This window comes from Micromonospora trifolii (assembly GCF_022229005.1).
GTDB lineage: Bacteria > Actinomycetota > Actinomycetes > Mycobacteriales > Micromonosporaceae > Micromonospora > Micromonospora trifolii.
This window is the reverse complement of sequence record NZ_JAKKFD010000022.1, coordinates 1-16,505: the sequence shown is the minus strand read 5'-3', so window position 1 is coordinate 16,505 and position 16,505 is coordinate 1. Positions and strand designations below refer to the sequence as shown.

Sequence of the window (16,505 nt, the reverse complement as noted above, 5' to 3'; positions counted from 1 at the left end):
AGCATTGGGGAAAAAGTGGAGATCGTCGACTACCTGCGGGTCGCCCGGCGGCGCCTCTGGGTACTCGTGGGGGTGCCGGTGCTCGCCACCGGGGCCGCGGCCGCCATCGTCCTGTTCGCGCCACAGCAGTTCGGGGGGACCGCGTACGTGGCGGCGCCGGCCCTGGTCGGCGGTGCGGCCGGGACGCAGTACACCGGTACGCAGGCGGCTAACCAGTTCGTCGCGGCGTTCGGCGCGGCGGTCACCTCGCCCCGCGTGCTCGCCGACGTGGCCGCCGACACCGGGGTGGCGCCGGAGCGGCTGCGCGACGGGATCGCCGTCACCCAGGTCGGCGCGAGCAGCCAGTTGGAGGTGACGTACACCGCCGGCGACCGGGCGACTGTCGCCCCGGTGCTGACCGCTACCACCACCCGGGCGCTGGCCTTCCTCTTCTCCTCCCAGGTCGGCATCGCCACCGGCGAGGTCGAGGCGGCCAACGCCGACGTCACAGCAGCGACCAAGGCGATCGGTGAGTGGGAGAAGGCGAACAAGGTCTCCCAGCCGGACCGGATCTACCAGGCGACGCTGGGCGAGCTGACCAGCCTGCGCCAGCAGCAGCTCTCCATGCAGGCGGTCGGCAACGGCCGGGGCGTCGCTGCGGCGACCGCCGCCATCACCGCCGCCCAGAAGAAGCTCGACGAGCTGGGGCCGAAGCTCCCCGACTACCAGGCCCTGCTCGCCCAGCGGGACGCGGCGACCAACGCCCTGTCCCAGGCACGGGAGGGGTTGCAGGCGGCGCGGGCGCAGGCCCAGGCCGCCGATCCCAAGCAGGTGACCAGCATCGGCGAGGCGCACGAGGTGAGCCGGATGACCGAGCTGGTGCGCACCGCCCTGCCGGTGGGCGGCGCCGGTCTGCTGCTCGGGGTGCTGCTGGTGGGCGTACTCGAACTGCTCTCCCGGGGTCGTGCCGCCGCCCGGCCGGCGGCGGCGACCGCCGCGGCCCCCTCGGTGCCGGCGGAGACCGTGACCGCGGCACGGCCGTGACCGTCGGAGAACGGGCCGCCGGATGCGCGAGGTGACCGGCCGGCCGCCGGCCGCGCCGGAGGCCGGCGACCAGCAGGTACGCGGCATGGCCCGCGGTGGTGTGCTGAACCTGGGCAGCGCCGTGCTCAGCCAGGTGGCGCTCTTCCTGGTCATGCTGTTGCTGGCCCGGGCCCTGGGTGTACGCGAACTCGGCCGGTACGCCCAGGTCTACGCCGTGCTGTCGCTGCTGGGGCTGCTCTCGCTCTCCGGTTTCCGGGCCGGGCTGACCCGGTTCGTGGCGGTGCATCTCGCCGACGACGAGCCGGCCGCCCTCCGGGGCGCGATCCGGCTCGGGATCGGCATCTCGGCCGTGGCGTCCACAGTGATCGCCCTCTGTCTGGCGGTCGGCGCGCCGTGGCTCGCCGACGCCCTGCACGACAGGCAGCTCACCACCGGGCTCCGATTGGCGGCGCTGTGTCTGCCCGCCGCGACCGTCTGTGAGGCCGCGCTCGCGGCCACCCGGGGGTGGCGCACGCAACGGGCCTACGCGCTCATCGGCCAGGTCTACGAGCCGGCCGCCCGGCTGGTGCTCACCGCGGTGGCGCTCGCCCTCGGGGCCGGCCTGACCGGCGCGTTCTGGGCACTGGTGGTGGCGAGCTGGAGCGCGGCCGGGCTCGCCCTCGTCGCGCTCGCCCGGATGGTGCGCCGGGTGCCCGCCGCCCGGCCCGCGTACCGGCCGGGCGAACTGTTCCGGTTCTCCACTGTCAGCTGGGTCTCCTCGCTGTCGTCCACCGGGCTGATCTGGGTGGACGCGTTGCTGCTCGGCTTCTTCGACTACGGTCCCGACGCGATCGGCGTCTACCACGTGGCGACCCGGTTGGTGACGATCGCGGTGTTCGTGCTGGCGCCGGTCAACGCCTCGTTCGGTCCGCACCTGGCGCACCTCTACCACCAGGGCCGGCTCGACGAGGTACGCCGGATCTACCGGGTCGCCACCGGCTGGGTGCTCCGGCTGTCGCTGCCGGCCTTCGTGGCGTTGCTGGTCTTCCCGGAGCAGTTGCTGCGCCTGGTCGGCGGGCCGGGTCTGGCCGGCGGCGCGGCGGTGACAGTGGTGCTGGCGCTCGGCCAGCTCGTCAACGCGGCGACCGGGCCCTGCGGGACGCTGCTGAACATGTCCGGCCGGGTCTCGGTCAACATGATGGACAACCTCGCGGCCCTGCTGCTCAACGTCCTGCTCAACCTCTGGCTCATCCCGGCGTACGGCATTCTCGGCGCGGCGGTGGCCTGGGCGGTGTCGTTGGCGGCGGTGAACGTCGCCCGGGTCTGGCAGGTGCGCGCGCAGGTGCACACCGTGCCGGTGACGGTGGGCATGGTCAAGGGCCTGGCCGCCGCGCTGGTCGCGATGGGCATCGGGTTCGGTGTGCGGTGGCTCATCGAGGGCTGGACCGCGCAGCTCGCTGTCGGTCTGGCCGCGATCGTGGTGGCGTACCTCGCCGTGGTGCTCGCCCTCGGGCTCAGTCGGGAGGACGTCATGGTGTTGCGCTCGGTGACCCGCCGAGGTGGTCGACGCGCCGCCGCCGTCCCCGGCCCGACCGCCAGGGTCGGCTCGTGACCGGGGTGGCGCGGCGTCAGGTCACCGACCGGCTGCGCCGGGGCGTACGCGCGGCACGGGCGTGGGGGCGCGCGGCGAACCCGGGCGACAGTGGACCGTTGCCCGACTTCCTGGTGATCGGCGGGCAGCGCTGCGGCACCACCTCGCTCTACCACCACCTCGCCGCGCATCCCCAGGTCCGGGCGGCCAGCGGCAAGGAGTTGCAGTACTTCAGCGTCCACCACCGTCGGGGGGTCCGGTGGTACCGGGGACACTTCCCGCACCTCGCACCGGGCGAGCGCACCTTCGAGGCGAGCCCCTACTACCTGTTCCACCCGAGCGTGCCGGCCCGGGTCGCGGCGACACTGCCGCAGGCTCGATTCGTCGCACTGCTGCGTGACCCGGTGCAGCGGGCCTACTCGCACTACCTGCACACCCGCTCGTACGGCGCCGAGCCGCTCTCCTTCGCCGACGCACTGGACGCGGAGGAGGAGCGGCTGGCCCGGGCGACGCGGGGCGGCCCGGACAGCCCCGCCGCGCACCGGGCGCTGCGCAACTATTCGTACGCGGCCCGGGGCCGCTACGCGGAGCAACTGCAACTGTGGTTCGCGCACGTCCCCCGGGAGCGGATCCACCTGGCCCGCACCGAGGACCTCCAGGCCGACCCGGCCGGCACGTACGCCGACATCCTGCGCTTCCTCGGACTGCCGGCCTTCACTCCCGAGTCGTTCACCCGGCACACCCGTCGCGTCGACCCGGGCTTCTCCGAGCTGACCCCGGCCCTACGGGACCGGCTGGGGGAGCACTTCGCGCCGCACAACGCCCGCCTGGCCGCCCTGCTCGACTGGCCCGAACCCTGGCCCGGCTAGCGGACGGTGGCGAGGATCCGGTCCACCGGCTGGTCGGCGCGGAGCAGGACGGGGACGTCGGTCACCGTGGTGCCGTCGCCGGCCGCGCCCAGCGGGGAACCCACCGCCCCGGTTCGTCCTCCCGGTGCCGCCGGTACGGTCACCGGCGTCTTCGACGCCGACCAGAGCACCAGCGTGCTCGACCCGCCCCGGACGAACGCGACCCCGTTCAGCCGGCCGGCGACCGAGGCGGGCAGCGGCGTGACTGTGGCGTCCCGGGCCGCGTCGGCCAGGGCGGCCATCATCCGGCCGGCGTCCCGTTCGGTGCCGTCCGGGTCGAGCAGGCCGTAGCGGACCTCGCTGCCGGCCGCGTTGTTCGGGTTGTACGCCAACGGCAACCAACTGATCTCGCCGATCCCGCCGGCTACCAGCAGGCTGACCGTCTTGACCATCTCCGCGGCCCGGCTGGCCGGGTCACCGTCGCCGTCGCGCCAGAACTGCCCGACCTCCCACGCCTGGATCGGCATACGCGGCGGTGTGGTGGCGCGCAGATAGTCCAGCAGCGGGGCCACCCCGCTGAAGTGCTCGTAGAAGTGCACCTGCCGGACATCGACGGTGCGGTCGGTCAGCAGCGACTCGGTCACCGCGAGGAAACGCAGGCTGCGTTTGTTGGTCTCGGTGTCGAGCGCCCGGCGCAGTTGCGCCTCCCCGGTCACCGCCGGGATCTGCTGCCCCCGGGTGCCGACCCGACGTTGGAAGTACGCCTGGTACGCGGCGATCGCCTCGGGCATCCGACCGTCGCCCACCAGCCGGTCGGCGACACCCATGCCGTACGCGACGCTGCTGATGCCGGAGTCGACCACCAGCGCCTTCGGGTCGGTCGCGCGGATCGTCTCGGCGGCGGCCCGGACCAGCCGCGCGTAATCCTCGGGACTGCCGGACCAGTAGCTCGGCGCGTTGACCTCGTTCTCGATGGCGTACTCCCGCACCCCGTACGGGCCGTAGCGCTGCACCACCGAGCGGACGAACCGCTGGTACGCGCCGAGGTCGGTGGGCATCGCCGACTCGGTCTTGTTCGCCGCGCCCCGGGTGTAGCGGGCGGTGCCACCGGTCGCCCAGCACACGCCGGTGCGGATCTTCAGGTGCAGTGTGATGCCCAGCTCGCGGCTGCGCGAGGCGATCTCGTCCAGCCCGGCCCAGTCGGCCTGCCCCGAGGTCCGTTCGATCTCGCACCAGGAGATTTCCTCGTACGTCGCCGAACCGGCGAGCCGGCGCAGGTACGGCCCGAACTGCTGGTACCGCGACCAGTCCCAGTGCGCGCCGAACGGGTTGCTCACCCCTTCCACGGTGCTGGTGGCCGAGGGTGCCGCCGTCGCGGAGGGGGTGGCGGCCGGTGGCGGATCGTCGTCGCCGGCGGTGCAGCCGGTGGTGAGCAGGAGCGTGACGGCGACGGCGGTGGCGACCGCGCGCAGCCGGCCGGGGCGGGTCACCGGTAGCCCAGCGCGCGCAGGGTCGGACCGGAGAAGACCCAGACCAGCAGGCGGAGGAACGGGTCGAGTTCGCGGCGGTGGCTGCCCACCCGGGAGCCGTAGATCGCCGCGGTGTCGCCCACCGCCGCGCGTCGCCGCTCCGCCTCGGTGGTGTACTTCTGGGCCACGTCGTGCTGCTTGCTGTCGTAGTCGAGGATGCCGTCCTCCCACTGTTCGCCGAGGAACTCGAACAGGCCCCGCATCGCCTTCTCCGGCTCGCTGACCGCCTGCTCGTACCGCAGCTCGTAGTAACGGTCCGCCGGCAATGTGGCGCCGACGGCCCGCGCGGCGCGGATGTAGCGCGGCCACTTCACCACGCACTTCACAGCGGACCAGTAGCCGAACCGTTTGCGGTGCGAGACCACCACGTCGCGTCCGTCCCGGATGAGGTGCACGATCTGGGCGTCCGGGAAGACCTCGGTGACGAAGTCGAGCGACATGGCGTACAGCGGCGTCTTGTCGGCCCACCGGGTCTTGCCCCGCGCGGTGGCGTAGTCGGCGTGCACGCCGCCGAAGAAGTCCCGGATCCGTCGCAGCCAGTCCTCGCGCGGGAAACCGAAGCGGGCCAGTCGTTCCCAGTCCCGGCCGACGATCCGTCGCAGGTCCGGCAGGAACCGGGTCTCCGGGCCGCAGCTGATCCGCGAGTGCGAGTCCAGGACGAGGCGCATCATCGTGGTGCCCGACCGTTGGCAGCCGACCAGGAAGATCGGCGCGGTACGGGTTTCGGTCTCAGCCACTGTCGACCGCCTTCGTCGTCTCGGATCGGGCGTCGGCCGCGGCGCGATCGAGCCGGTCGGTCAGCTCGTCGCAGCGGGCCCGGACGCGCGGATCGATCGGTAGCCGTCGGTCGCCCGCCGCGCCGTGCGACGCGCGTGGGGCGATGTGCGCGTGCAGCCGGGGATGGTAGGGGAAGTCGAGGAAGGCGCAGAGCCGTCGGAGCTGCGCGGCGGGCTCCGCGACCAGGCTGTCGTAGCGGCAGAGCAGCACGTCGGCCCGCCGGTCCAGGCCGAGCTGGAAGAACAGCGAGTTGCGGACGTACCAGAACAGCGCCGCGCCGCTGTGCGGATCCAACAGCTGCGGGTCGTGGGCCCGGATCAGCTCGATGGTGTCGGCGTCGAGGCGTTGCCCCTGCCACCGTCGGCCGATGCTGCCGTCGGCGATCGCCCGCAGGGCCCGCAGGTTGGCGTCACCGAACTTGGCGACCTCGGAGCGGGCGCGGTCGTCGACGTCGCGGTAGACCCAGAGCGCCCGCCCGGGCGTCAGCCCCGGCAGGGCCAGCAACTCGTCTACGCGGTGGCTCTCGCAGAGCGGCTTGACCAGGACGTACGCGTGCCGGCTGCGGTGGAGGGCGGCGGTCAGCACCGGGTCCGGGCGCAGGTGGAAGCGGTGGAAGAGGGCGCTGTCGTTCTCGTTGCGGACCTCGACCTCCGCGGCGGCGTCCAGGCCCCGGACCAGCATGTTCGTGCCGGAGCGTTGCAGACCGACCAGGTAGACCGGCATCGCCGAGCCGGGCGTCCGGCCGGCCCGCCGTCGCCAGCGTCGCTTCGCCAGGGCCGTGCCGACCCGGTCGACCGGGTTGAGGCGGTCCTCCTCGATCAGCCGTCCGATCCCCTCGGTGCGCGCCCAGCGCAGATGCCGCCGGACCCGGCGCGCGGTGTACGCGAGCGCGGAGACCTCGTCGTCGGCTGCCACGGTCCTCCTCGTCGGGCACCGGCCCGGCCCGAAACCAGAGCGGGTGCGACCGGCGGCAGCCAGGCTATCGGGAGATCACGGCGGGAGGCCAGGCCGCGGACCGCACGGGCAGACGAAGATCACCCGTTCAGCCACATGCCAAACGTGAGCTGGACTCGCCGACCCGCCCTGCATACCGTGGGCCCTGGCCGGGGCGGGCAGACCCCGGTCATCACCTCCGGGCCCGGTTCGCCCGATCGATGTGAGCAGGGCGAGTCGATGCGCGTGCTGCATGTGAACAAGTTCCTCTACCGCCGTGGTGGCGCGGAGGGGTATCTGCTCGATCTCGCCGACCTGCAACGGGTTGCCGGCGACACTGTCGCCTACTTCGGCATGAGCCACGCGGAGAACGAGTCACCGCTGCCGTACGCCGCGCGGTTCCCGTCCGAAGTGGAGTTGGAGCCGGCGCCGAGCGGGGTGCGACCCCGCGCGGTGGCCGTCGGCCGGATGCTGTGGTCGCCGACGAGCCGCCGCGGCCTGGCCCGGGTGATCGACGATTTCCGGCCGGACGTGCTGCACCTGCACAACATCTACCACCAGCTCTCCCCGTCGGTGCTCGCCGCGGCCCGCGCCGCCGGTGTGCCGTGTGTGCTGACCATGCACGACTACAAGCTCGCCTGCCCGAGCTACCAACTGCTGGACCGGGGCCGCCCCTGCCAGGCGTGCGTCACCGGTGGCCCGTTGCAGGCGGCCCGTCGCCGCTGCAAGGACGGATCGCTGTCGCGCAGCGGGCTGCTCGCTGTCGAGTCCTGGTTGCACCGGCGGCTCGACGCGTACGACCCGGTGCAGCTCTTCGTCAGCCCGAGCGTGTTCCTGGCCGACGTGATGCGCCGCGCGGGCGTCTACCCGGACCGGTTGCGGGTGGTCAACCACTTCGTCGACCTGACCGGCGTGACGGCCAAGCAGGCGCCGGGCGGCGGTGTCGTCTTCGCCGGCCGGTTGGCGCCGGAGAAGGGTGTCGACGTGCTGATCGAGGCGGCTGCCGCGCTGCCGGACGGGATCAGCGTGGACGTCGCCGGTGACGGCCCGGCCCGCCCGGAGTTGGAGGCCCTGGCCGCACGGCGGGTGCCCGGCCGGGTCCGGTTCCACGGCCGTCTCGACAAGGCGCGCCTGCACGAGCTGATCCGGTCGGCGGCGGTGGTCGCCGTCCCGTCCCGGTGGCACGAGAACCAACCGATGGCGGTGCTGGAGGCGTTCGCCTGCGGGGTGCCGGTGGTCGCCACCGACCTGGGCGGGCTACCCGAGCTGGTCGAGCCGGAGGTGGACGGCCGCGTCGTCGCCGCGGACGCGCCGACGGCCCTCGGCGACGCGCTCAACGACCTCGTGGGCGACCCGGAGCGGGCGTACCGGATGGGCCGGGCCGGCCGGGCGAAGATCGCCGCCCAGTTCGCCCCGGACCGGCACCTGGACCGCATCCGTGGGCTGTACGCGGAGGCCGCCGAGGCGCTGCCGCCGCGGCGGCGGGCCGGCCGGGCCACCGCCGGTGGGGGAGCGGCCCGGTGAGCCCGGTGCGGGTGCTCTACCTCGCCGGCAGCGGTCGCAGTGGCAGCACTCTGGTCACCACGGTCCTGGGACAGTTGCCGGGCTTCTTCGCGGCGGGCGAGCTGCGATATCTGTGGCGGCGCGGCATCCTGGAGAACCGGCAGTGCGGCTGCGGTTCCCCGGTCGCCGACTGCCTCCTCTGGGCCCGGGTGCGCGCCGACCTGACCGACGCCGACCCGGCCGGGATCGCCGCCCGGTTGGCCCATCGGCTGCGGCTGCGGGGGTTGCCCGCACTGCTGCGCCGCCAGCGTCGGGGGCAGCCGCCGGTCGCGGGCCACCCCGACGACACGCAGCTGGCAAGGCTCTACGCCTCGATCGCCGAGCACGCCCTGGCCGGCCGGTCCGACGGCGTCATCGTCGACTCCTCCAAGCTGCCCCCGTACGGGGCGCTGCTCGGCAGCCTGCCCGGCATCGACCTGTACGTCCTGCACGTGGTGCGCGACCCGCGCGCCACCGCGTACTCCTGGCGTCGCCGACGCCCGCTGGACGACCGCGCCGACGACCAGCTGATGAGCCGTCCACCGGTGGGCAAGGCCGCGCTGCTCTGGCTGGTCTGGAACACCGCGACAGTACGACTGTGGGGCGATCGCCGCCGTGCGCCGGGCCGTTACCTGCGGGTGCGGTACGAGGACTTCGTGGCCGACCCGGCCGGCGTCACCGCCCGGATCGCCGGCTTCGTCGGCACTGTCCCCGACGAGCTTCCGTTTCCGGCACCGGCCACGGTGCGGCTGGCCCCCACCCACTCGGTGGCCGGCAACCCGTCGCGGCACCGCACCGGGCTGGTCGACGTGGTCGCCGACACCGAGTGGCTGACCGGGCTCCCCGCCCGCGCGTACGCAGTGGTGACCGGGCTGACCGCCGTGGCCCTGACCCGGTTCGGCTATCCGTTGCGCCGCCCGAGGGTCACCTCTCCCGCCGCCCGCCTCGCCGCGGACCCGGCCGTCTCCCCGTCACCCGCCACCCGGCAGGAAGGCTGAACGATGCTCTCACTGGTGGTGGGCACCGGTCGGTGCGGTTCGACGCTGGTCCAGGAGCTGCTCTCCCGGCACCCCGCGGTCGGCTTCGTCTCCGGTCTGGACGACAAGCTGGCCCGGCTCAACCCCAAGGGCAGGTTCAACGGCGCGCTCTACCGGCGCTCGGCGCCGCGCCCGGCGGGGATGACCTCGCTGCGGCACAGTCGACGGTTGCTGGAGCGGGGGCGGCTCCGGGTGGCGCCGTCGGAGGCGTACCACCTGCTCGACCGGCAGGTGTTGGCCGGCTTCTCCCGACCGTGCCGGGACCTGGTGGCCGAGGATCTGACCCCGTTCGTGGCCCGGCGGCTGCGGGCCTTCTTCGACGAGCGGATCGCGCGGCAGGGCTGTCAGCAGTTGGCGCAGCACGTCACCGGGTGGCCGCGGACCGGCCTGCTGCGCGCCGCGTACCCGGAGCTGCGGGTGGTCAACGTGGTGCGCGACGGCCGGGCGGTGGCCAACTCGTGGCTCCAGATGGGCTGGTGGGACGGCTGGCGCGGGCCGGACAACTGGATCTACGGGCCGCTCCCGTCCGACCTGCGGGAGGAGTGGATCGAGTCCGGGCGCTCCTTCCAGGTGCTTGCCGCGTTGGGCTGGAAGATGCTGATGGACGCCTTCGCGCAGGCCCGGCTGTGTCACCCGGCCGACCAGTGGCTGGACGTGCGCTACGAGGACCTGGTCGAGCAGCCGCGCGAGCAGGTCGGCCGGATGCTCGACTTCCTCGGGCTGAGTTGGTCGACCGCCTTCGAGAAGGGCTTCTCCCGGTACGACTTCACAGTGGGCCGGGCGGAGGCGTACCGCGACGAACTCAGCCCGGCGCAGCTCACCGCGATCGAGCGGGTGCTGGAGAAGCCGCTGGCCGAGTGGGGCTACCCGGTCTACGGCACGCTGCAGGAGTAGAGGATCGCCGTGAGCATGCCGACAGTTCCGGTGACCTGGGTCGACGTCCAGCCGCCGGGGCCGTTCGCCACCAGGCGGAAGGTGCCGCTTCCGATGCTCAGCAGTCCGCCGGGGATGGTGACCGAGGTGGCGCTGGCACCGAGGGTTCCGCCGCCGGTGAAGCCGCCCGCCAGCGACCAGGTGAAGCCGCTGCGGGTCAGGCCGCCGACCGGCAGGGTCCAGGTGAAGGTCGGCGGGGTGAGCACGCCCGCTGTGCACTGAAGGTTCGTCGGCGGGTTGACAGTGCCGGCCTGGAGGGAACCGCGGCCGTACTCGGTGTCGGTCCAGGCGGCCAGCGTCGACTGTGGCGGTGGGAGCACGACGGCGGTGCCGGCGAGCAGCAGGGCCGCGGCACCCGCGAGCCAGCGTCGCCGGACGTGGGCGGTTCGCTGCCGGGCCGGCAGAGTGGGGATGCGCGTACGCCTCACGACCGCCCCACACTGATCCGGTGCCGGCGCGTGGCGAGCATGAGCAGCAGGCCGGTGAAGAGCGCGCCGCCGCCGGCGAACACCGGTGTCCACAGGTTGGTGCCGGTGCGGGGAAGCGGGCCGACAGTGCCGCCCGCCGACGCGCTGTCGCCGAATCCGGTCGCCGTGACGATCAGGTCCGCCGACCCCGAGGCCACCGAGTTGGCGAGCAGGCTGGCGGTGACGAGTACCCACCGCTGCTGGTCGGCCCGCATCGAACTGATGGTGATCGGGTGTGCGGCCACCCTGGTGGCGGGACCGTCGACGAGGACCTGCTCGCCCTGGCCGGCGGGGCAGGCACCCTGCACCCAGCGGATGGCGCAGATGGCGACCATCACCTGGAGGCCGTCCGGCCGGACGGTGAGGGGGCCCTGCGCCGACAGCGAGATGGTCACCTCGCCGGGCTGCTTCGCGTGTGCCGAGACGCCCACCTGCCAGGGCACGGGCTGGTCCGGCGCCAGGTTCGTCATGCGATCGTTGTCGCCGATCGAGACCAGGGTGAGATATCTGCTCCGAATGACCTCGTCGGTGGTGTCCGCGCGGGCCTGGCCCGGTGCCGCCAGTACCGCGGCGGCGACGCCCGGCAGCACCGCCAGCACGAGCAGCATGCGCCCCAGTGTCGAGTCGCCGCGCGCTCCCGTACCGCTGGGCTGGGTGCCGGCCTCCGGCGCTGCCCCTGCCTCGTCCGGCACCGCCGAACCCGGCCCCCGGCGACGCCACGAGCCGCGTCGCCGGGTCCCCGGCGCGCCCCCGCGCGGCCAGAACGCCCAGGTCACGATCGCGGCGGCCCCGATCGTGATCAAACTCGTGGCGTACACGTTGGAGACGGCTCGCACCGCGTACCCGAGCCTGGGCACCGACCACTCCACGAGCCGGACGTGGCTCACCGCGTGCGGCGCGGCGTCGTTGGACTCGTTCGCGTCCCCCCGCAGCGTGAGCAGGCGAGTCGGCCCGCCGCCGTTGGCGACGTCGACGACGCGGTGGGTGATCGGTGGCAGCGGCGTGCGGTCGACGGTGACGACGTCTCCCACGTGGACCTCGGATGCGGGGATCTCCCGCACCACGGCCAGTGATCCGGCGGGAATGGTCGGACTCATCGACCCGGTCTTGAACAGGATGAGCGAGATGTCGAAGAAGAAGGCCAGCGGGACGAGGACGACGCACGCCGTCCCACCGACGGCGAGCACTGTCAGCACCAGGTCACCGACCCGGGCGAGGGTGCTGTGCCGTCGACGTTCGCGTCCCACCATCTGAAGATCCTTTACGTAGACGTGGCAGTGAATTCCCAGGTGACGACGCCGGTCGTGCCCTGGTACGCGTTGCTGGCGCCGGACTGGACCCGGACCTCGAAGCAGAACCGCAGCTGCGGCGTCGCGCCGCTCGGCACGGTGATGGGGGACGACACCGGCGAGCCGGGTACCGCGGTGATGGCCGAGTAGCTGGGCCCGACGATCCAGGTGGGTGAACCGGAGAAGGCGGCGGCGGCGCACGTGGTGCTGGTGGTGGCGGTCCGCACCGCCCGGTACTCGAGTGCGGGCAGCAGGGCACCGGAGTTGTTCGACGAACTCGTCAGCGCGACAGCGCCACCGACGTTCGTCGTCGAGGTCGTCCGGATGTCGAGGAAGGCGTAGAACGACACCGAAGGGGACATCGCCGTCGCGTTGAACGCCAGCGTCGCGGCGTTCGCCACCGGGGTGTGGCTGGCCCAACTACTGGAGGCGGTCTGCGACTCGGTGCCGAAGACGCTCGCGCCGAACGACCCGGTGCCGTACTCGCTGTCGGTCCACGCGGCGAGCGTGGACGTCGTTCCCAGGCCGAGAACGAGGGCGCCAGCGAGTACGGCACGGGTCCGGCGAAGCCGTGGTGTTCCGGCCGGCGTCCGACGGTTGACCACGGCCACCACCTAGACGGACTCGGCCAGGAGCTGCCAGGTTTCCGTGACCGACGTGCCCTGCACCAGAGTGCCCCCCGCCGTTACGACGAAGCAGAGGTTCACCGGAGCGCCGGGCGTCGTGGGAGGGGTGCCCTGCGTCAGGTTGAACGGCACCGCGCCGGCCACCGAGTTGAGCGGAGTGCCCTGAACCACGATCCAGGTCGGGGTGGTGGGTGTCGCGCTGCAGTCGGCGAAAGCGGGCACGGTCGCGATCCCGTAGGTGAGCCCGACGAAGGCGGGTGGAGCGGGGCTGGCCGACGCCACAGTGACTGTCGCGTCGTACGTCGTGGCCGCGGTCAGCCGGACGGCGAACGGTGCCGCGACCACGTCACCGGGGCTGATGTCGCCGAAGCCGGTGCTGAAGGTCAACGCGGCCGCCGTGCCGGCGGTGGGGTGCTCGGCGTAGGTGGTGCCGTTGGTGCTGCCCTCCATGCTGAACGTGCCCGCCGTGAACGTGCCCGTGGCGTACTCCGAGTCGTTCCAGGCGGCGAGGGTGATCGTCGCGCCGAGGCCGAGGACGATCCCGCCGGCCAGGATGGCCTTCAGCTTGCGGCGGCGGCCTCGACCGCTCGATCTCTGCACTGCCAGCCCTGTCGGTTCACTCAATTTGTCCTCCTCGGTGCAACGCGGTTGGTTGTCGTGGGCCGGTGCCAGCGGCGCAAGGATCACGATAAGCACCAAAACGGCACAAAGCTCCCAAAGCGGTCAACTCGTCACGCGAGGGTGTAGACGGCCAGCGGCCGCACGGATCGGCACTATCGACGGACGTCTCGGGGGCGGCTAATCTTTGGCCCCACACCATCGATGTGAGGAGATGCGATGGCGCGCCGTACCGGCCGACCCTCCTACCAGTTGGACAAGGCCGATGTGGGTCACCGCCGCACAGTGCGCTTCGCGGCCGTCGCGGGCGTGATCGCACTGGTCACCGCGTTGCTGGGTGGGTTGATCGGCTACCAGTTGGGCCGTCCGGACGCGACCGAGGCGACCATCGCGAGCATCAAGCAGGCCGACGCGAAGCGGGACGCTCAGCAGATCGTGGAGCTGATCGAGACGGCCCGAGGCGTCCGCGACCAGGTCGCCCCGGTGCTGGCCGCCATCAAGACGGAGACGGCCGCCGGTCGTGCGCCGGACCCGGCCCGGGCGCGCCAGTGGCAGGGGGTCATGCGCCAGGCGGCGGAGCCGTTCGCCGACCCGCCCTCGGGGACCACCGCCACCAACGTGGCGCGCGGAGGGTTGCGCGGAGCGGTCCAGCAGGCGTCGCTGGCCGTCGACGCCTACGCGCTGGCGGCCGGTGTTCCGGCCGCGCAACGGGCGGCCCTGCTGGACGTCACAGCGCGGCAGGCGGCCGAGGCCGCGACGATCTGGTCGGTCGCGGCGACCCAGCTCGATCAGATCAGCGTCGATTCCGGCCAGGGCCACCAGCACGTGTTCCTGGACACAGACCCCCACGAAGGGGCTCTCACCCCGGACGGGGCGGCCGAGGGAACCGGCGGCTGAGGCACCTTGCGGGGCAAGTGTCGGATTTGCCGGCGGGATTCGCCGGGACGGGTCGGCCGGACGGTCACGGCGTGATCTGGGGGCGACGTGCCGGATCGGGTACGGTCGCTTTCGCAAAGTCTATGAACCAGATTGGCTTTCTATGCAATGGAAGCCGAATCGGAGGGACACAGCCGTGAGGTTCCCAAGCGCCGTCCGTCAGGCCGGCCTCGTCGTGGCCGTCGCCGCCCTCGCGCTGACCGCGGGTTGCGCGAAGAAGGACGACAGCGAGGTCCAGGCGAGCGGCGTCAAGCTGGTCGCGGCGGGCAAGCTGACCGTCTGCACCCACCTGCCGTACCCGCCGTTCCAGTCCAAGGACGCCAGCGGCAAGGTGACCGGCTTCGACGTCGAGATCATGGACCTGGTCGCCAAGGAACTCGGCGTCGAGCAGACGATCATCGACACCCCGTTCGAGGGGATCAAGTCCGGCCAGGACCTCAACACCGGCAAGTGCGACGCGGCCGCCGCCGGCATGACCATCACCGAGGAGCGGCGGAAGGTGATCGACTTCTCCGATCCCTACTTCGACGCCACCCAGGCGATGCTGGTGAAGACCGGCAAGACGTACAAGTCGCTCGACGACCTCAAGGGCAAGAAGCTCGGCGTCCAGGCGGCCACCACGGGTCGTGACTACGCCAAGAAGCTCGAGGCGGAGAAGGGCCTGAAGCTCGTCGAGTTCGAGGACCTCGCCGCCCTCCAGCAGGCCGTCGCCAACGGCCAGGTCGAGGCCGCCATCAACGACCTGCCGGTCTGGACCGAGTACCTGAAGAAGAACCCGGGCGGGTTCGAGGTGGCCGCCGAGTTCGACACCGGCGAGCAGTACGGCTTCCCCGTGAAGAAGGACGCCAACCCGGAGTTGCTCAAGAAGATCAACGAGGTGCTGGCCAAGGCCAAGCAGGACGGCACGTACAACACGATCTACGAGAAGTGGATCGGCAAGCAGCCGAGCGCCTGAGCCGCACAGCGGCCGAGCGCCTGAGCGCCACGCAGTACCGGAGGGCGCGCGTCCCGCGCGCCCTCCGACGTCGGTAACCTCCGGGAAGGCAACGAGCGAACGTGAAGCTGCGACGCCGCCAGCGGGAGCGGCTGTCCCTCGGGCTCCAGTACCTGGTCTTCATCGCCATCATCGCGACGGTGCTCGTCGCCGCGGACTGGGACAGGTTGGCCGACGCGTTCTTCCGCGTCGACATCATCAAGTCGATGTTCCCGACGATCATCACCGTCGCGCTGCGCAACACCGTCCTCTACACGCTGGGCGCGTTCGCCTTCGGTCTCGTGTTCGGCACCATCCTGGCGTTGATGCGACTGTCGCGGGTGGCGCCGTACCGTTGGGTGGCGACGGCGTACATCGAGCTGTTCCGGGGTCTGCCCGCGCTGCTGGTGCTCTTCCTCGTCGGGTACGGCATCCCGATCGCCTTCCCGGAGCGCGAGATTCCGGGCGGGGTGTTCGGTTCGATCGCCATCGGCCTCGGATTGACTGCCGCGGCGTACATGGCGGAGACGATCCGGGCCGGCATCCAGGCCGTGCCGAAGGGGCAGATGGAGGCGGCGCGGACCCTCGGCATGTCGCACTTCACCGCCATGCGCACGATCGTCATCCCGCAGGCGTTCCGGATCGTGATCCCGCCGCTGACGAACGAGCTCATCCTGCTCACCAAGGACTCGTCGCTGGCTTACGTGCTCGGGGTGACGGCGCAGACGATCGAGATCACCAAGTTCGGTCGGGACATGCTCAACGACCGGGTGAACGCGACCCCGCTGCTGGTGGCCGGTCTCGCCTACCTGGTGATCACCCTGCCGCTGTCGCAGGTGGTACGACGCCTCGAACTCCGCTACGCCAAGGCCCGGTGACCCCGATGACGACCACCCCATCCCGCCCCGCCGTGGAGATCCGCGACCTGCACAAGTCCTTCGGGCCGCTCAAGGTGCTCAAGGGCATCGACTTCGAGGTCGGCCAGGGCGAGGTGGTCTGCGTCATCGGGCCGTCCGGCTCCGGCAAGTCGACACTGCTGCGCTGCGTCGACCTGCTGGAGGAGCCGACGGCCGGCAAGATCTGGGTGAACGGGGTCGAGATGACCGACCCGGACGTCGAGATCGACGCGGTCCGTCGCGGCATCGGCATGGTCTTCCAGTCGTTCAACCTGTTTCCGCACCTGACCGTCCTGAACAACCTCACGATCGCCCAGCGCCGGGTGCTCCGCCGAGGCCGGGCCGAGGCCGAGCGGATCGCGCGGGCCAACCTGGAGCGCGTCGGGCTGACCGACAAGGCCGACGCCTTCCCGGCGCAGCTCTCCGGTGGGCAGCAGCAGCGGGCCGCGATCGCCCGGTCGCTGTCGATGGAGCCGAAGCTGATGCTCTTCGACGAGCCGACCTCCGC

The 16,505-nt window shown here is 72.1% G+C and carries 17 protein-coding genes; 10 read left to right on the top strand and 7 right to left on the bottom strand.

Annotated features, from left to right (window positions below; translation table 11 throughout):
* The first annotated feature begins 15 nt into the window (after positions 1-15).
* The 3 genes from NIE79_RS15010 to NIE79_RS15000 are packed head-to-tail and all read left to right on the top strand — an operon-like array spanning position 16 to position 3,462.
* Positions 16-1,023 (top strand): Wzz/FepE/Etk N-terminal domain-containing protein, encoded by a 1,008-nt coding sequence (locus NIE79_RS15010; RefSeq protein ID WP_238679159.1) that lies wholly within the window; start codon positions 16-18, stop codon positions 1,021-1,023.
* A 22-nt stretch (positions 1,024-1,045) separates the two neighbouring features.
* Positions 1,046-2,614 carry a flippase gene (locus NIE79_RS15005; protein ID WP_238679158.1) on the top strand — a complete coding sequence of 523 codons (1,569 nt, stop codon included), beginning with the start codon at positions 1,046-1,048 and terminating at the stop codon, positions 2,612-2,614.
* The gene (locus tag NIE79_RS15000) at positions 2,611-3,462 is read left to right on the top strand and encodes a sulfotransferase (RefSeq protein ID WP_238679157.1); all 852 of its coding nucleotides are present in this window, start codon (positions 2,611-2,613) and stop codon (positions 3,460-3,462) included. Before NIE79_RS15005 ends, NIE79_RS15000 begins: the two co-directional genes overlap by 4 nt.
* Here the strand turns inward: NIE79_RS15000 and NIE79_RS14995 are convergent.
* Genes NIE79_RS14995 through NIE79_RS14985 form a run of 3 tightly spaced genes read right to left on the bottom strand, consistent with a single transcriptional unit; the run spans position 3,459 to position 6,662 of the window.
* Entirely contained in the window at positions 3,459-4,931 is a 1,473-nt protein-coding gene (locus tag NIE79_RS14995) for a hypothetical protein (protein ID WP_238679156.1), read from the bottom strand. The genes NIE79_RS15000 and NIE79_RS14995 overlap by 4 nt on opposite strands.
* Positions 4,928-5,707: a sulfotransferase family protein gene (locus tag NIE79_RS14990; RefSeq protein ID WP_238679155.1), complete on the bottom strand. Its 780-nt coding sequence runs from the start codon at positions 5,705-5,707 to the stop codon at positions 4,928-4,930. The genes NIE79_RS14995 and NIE79_RS14990 overlap by 4 nt, the downstream gene beginning before the upstream one ends.
* Positions 5,700-6,662 (bottom strand): sulfotransferase family protein, encoded by a 963-nt coding sequence (locus NIE79_RS14985; protein WP_238679154.1) that lies wholly within the window; start codon positions 6,660-6,662, stop codon positions 5,700-5,702. The genes NIE79_RS14990 and NIE79_RS14985 overlap by 8 nt, the downstream gene beginning before the upstream one ends.
* A 258-nt stretch (positions 6,663-6,920) precedes the next feature.
* On the opposite strand from NIE79_RS14985, the gene NIE79_RS14980 reads away from it, so the two are divergent.
* From NIE79_RS14980 to NIE79_RS14970, 3 genes are read left to right on the top strand one after another with little or no spacing between them, the layout of a single operon-like run.
* Complete coding sequence (locus NIE79_RS14980; RefSeq protein WP_238679153.1) at positions 6,921-8,204, top strand: glycosyltransferase; 1,284 nt, start codon at positions 6,921-6,923, stop codon at positions 8,202-8,204.
* Entirely contained in the window at positions 8,201-9,220 is a 1,020-nt protein-coding gene (locus tag NIE79_RS14975; protein ID WP_238679152.1) for a sulfotransferase, read from the top strand. Before NIE79_RS14980 ends, NIE79_RS14975 begins: the two co-directional genes overlap by 4 nt.
* A gap of 3 nt (positions 9,221-9,223) precedes the next feature.
* Positions 9,224-10,153 carry a sulfotransferase family protein gene (locus tag NIE79_RS14970; protein ID WP_238679151.1) on the top strand — a complete coding sequence of 310 codons (930 nt, stop codon included), beginning with the start codon at positions 9,224-9,226 and terminating at the stop codon, positions 10,151-10,153.
* On the opposite strand, the gene NIE79_RS14965 is transcribed toward NIE79_RS14970, so the two are convergent.
* The 4 genes from NIE79_RS14965 to NIE79_RS14950 are packed head-to-tail and all read right to left on the bottom strand — an operon-like array spanning position 10,132 to position 13,198.
* Positions 10,132-10,620 carry a hypothetical protein gene (locus NIE79_RS14965; RefSeq protein ID WP_238679150.1) on the bottom strand — a complete coding sequence of 163 codons (489 nt, stop codon included), beginning with the start codon at positions 10,618-10,620 and terminating at the stop codon, positions 10,132-10,134. The two genes, NIE79_RS14970 and NIE79_RS14965, sit on opposite strands and share 22 nt — an antisense overlap.
* Positions 10,617-11,909, bottom strand: coding sequence for a signal peptidase I (locus tag NIE79_RS14960; RefSeq protein WP_238679149.1), 1,293 nt, complete (start codon positions 11,907-11,909; stop codon positions 10,617-10,619). Before NIE79_RS14960 ends, NIE79_RS14965 begins: the two co-directional genes overlap by 4 nt.
* A gap of 11 nt (positions 11,910-11,920) precedes the next feature.
* Entirely contained in the window at positions 11,921-12,553 is a 633-nt protein-coding gene (locus NIE79_RS14955) for a SipW-dependent-type signal peptide-containing protein (RefSeq protein ID WP_238679148.1), read from the bottom strand.
* Between the two features lie 9 nt (positions 12,554-12,562).
* Positions 12,563-13,198, bottom strand: coding sequence for a SipW-dependent-type signal peptide-containing protein (locus NIE79_RS14950; protein ID WP_238679147.1), 636 nt, complete (start codon positions 13,196-13,198; stop codon positions 12,563-12,565).
* A 213-nt stretch (positions 13,199-13,411) separates the two neighbouring features.
* On the opposite strand from NIE79_RS14950, the gene NIE79_RS14945 reads away from it, so the two are divergent.
* The 4 genes from NIE79_RS14945 to NIE79_RS14930 all read left to right on the top strand — a co-directional run.
* Positions 13,412-14,089, top strand: a complete 678-nt coding sequence (locus NIE79_RS14945) for a hypothetical protein (RefSeq protein WP_238679146.1) — start codon at positions 13,412-13,414, stop codon at positions 14,087-14,089.
* Between the two features lie 175 nt (positions 14,090-14,264).
* The gene (locus NIE79_RS14940; protein ID WP_238679145.1) at positions 14,265-15,083 is read left to right on the top strand and encodes a basic amino acid ABC transporter substrate-binding protein; all 819 of its coding nucleotides are present in this window, start codon (positions 14,265-14,267) and stop codon (positions 15,081-15,083) included.
* A gap of 101 nt (positions 15,084-15,184) precedes the next feature.
* Positions 15,185-15,979: an amino acid ABC transporter permease gene (locus NIE79_RS14935; protein ID WP_030490316.1), complete on the top strand. Its 795-nt coding sequence runs from the start codon at positions 15,185-15,187 to the stop codon at positions 15,977-15,979.
* 5 nt (positions 15,980-15,984) lie between these two features.
* On the top strand, positions 15,985-16,505 hold a 521-nt coding region (locus NIE79_RS14930), incomplete at its 3' end, for an amino acid ABC transporter ATP-binding protein (protein WP_238679144.1).

Bases quoted from the DNA above. Each gene is read 5' to 3' on its own strand.
- NIE79_RS15005 (WP_238679158.1), top strand. From the start codon at position 1,046: ATGCGCGAGGTGACCGGCCGGCCGCCGGCCGCGCCGGAGGCCGGCGAC.
- NIE79_RS14980 (WP_238679153.1), top strand. From the start codon at position 6,921: ATGCGCGTGCTGCATGTGAACAAGTTCCTCTACCGCCGTGGTGGCGCG.
- NIE79_RS14970 (WP_238679151.1), top strand. From the start codon at position 9,224: ATGCTCTCACTGGTGGTGGGCACCGGTCGGTGCGGTTCGACGCTGGTC.
- NIE79_RS14960 (WP_238679149.1), bottom strand. From the start codon at position 11,909: ATGGTGGGACGCGAACGTCGACGGCACAGCACCCTCGCCCGGGTCGGT.
- NIE79_RS14945 (WP_238679146.1), top strand. From the start codon at position 13,412: ATGGCGCGCCGTACCGGCCGACCCTCCTACCAGTTGGACAAGGCCGAT.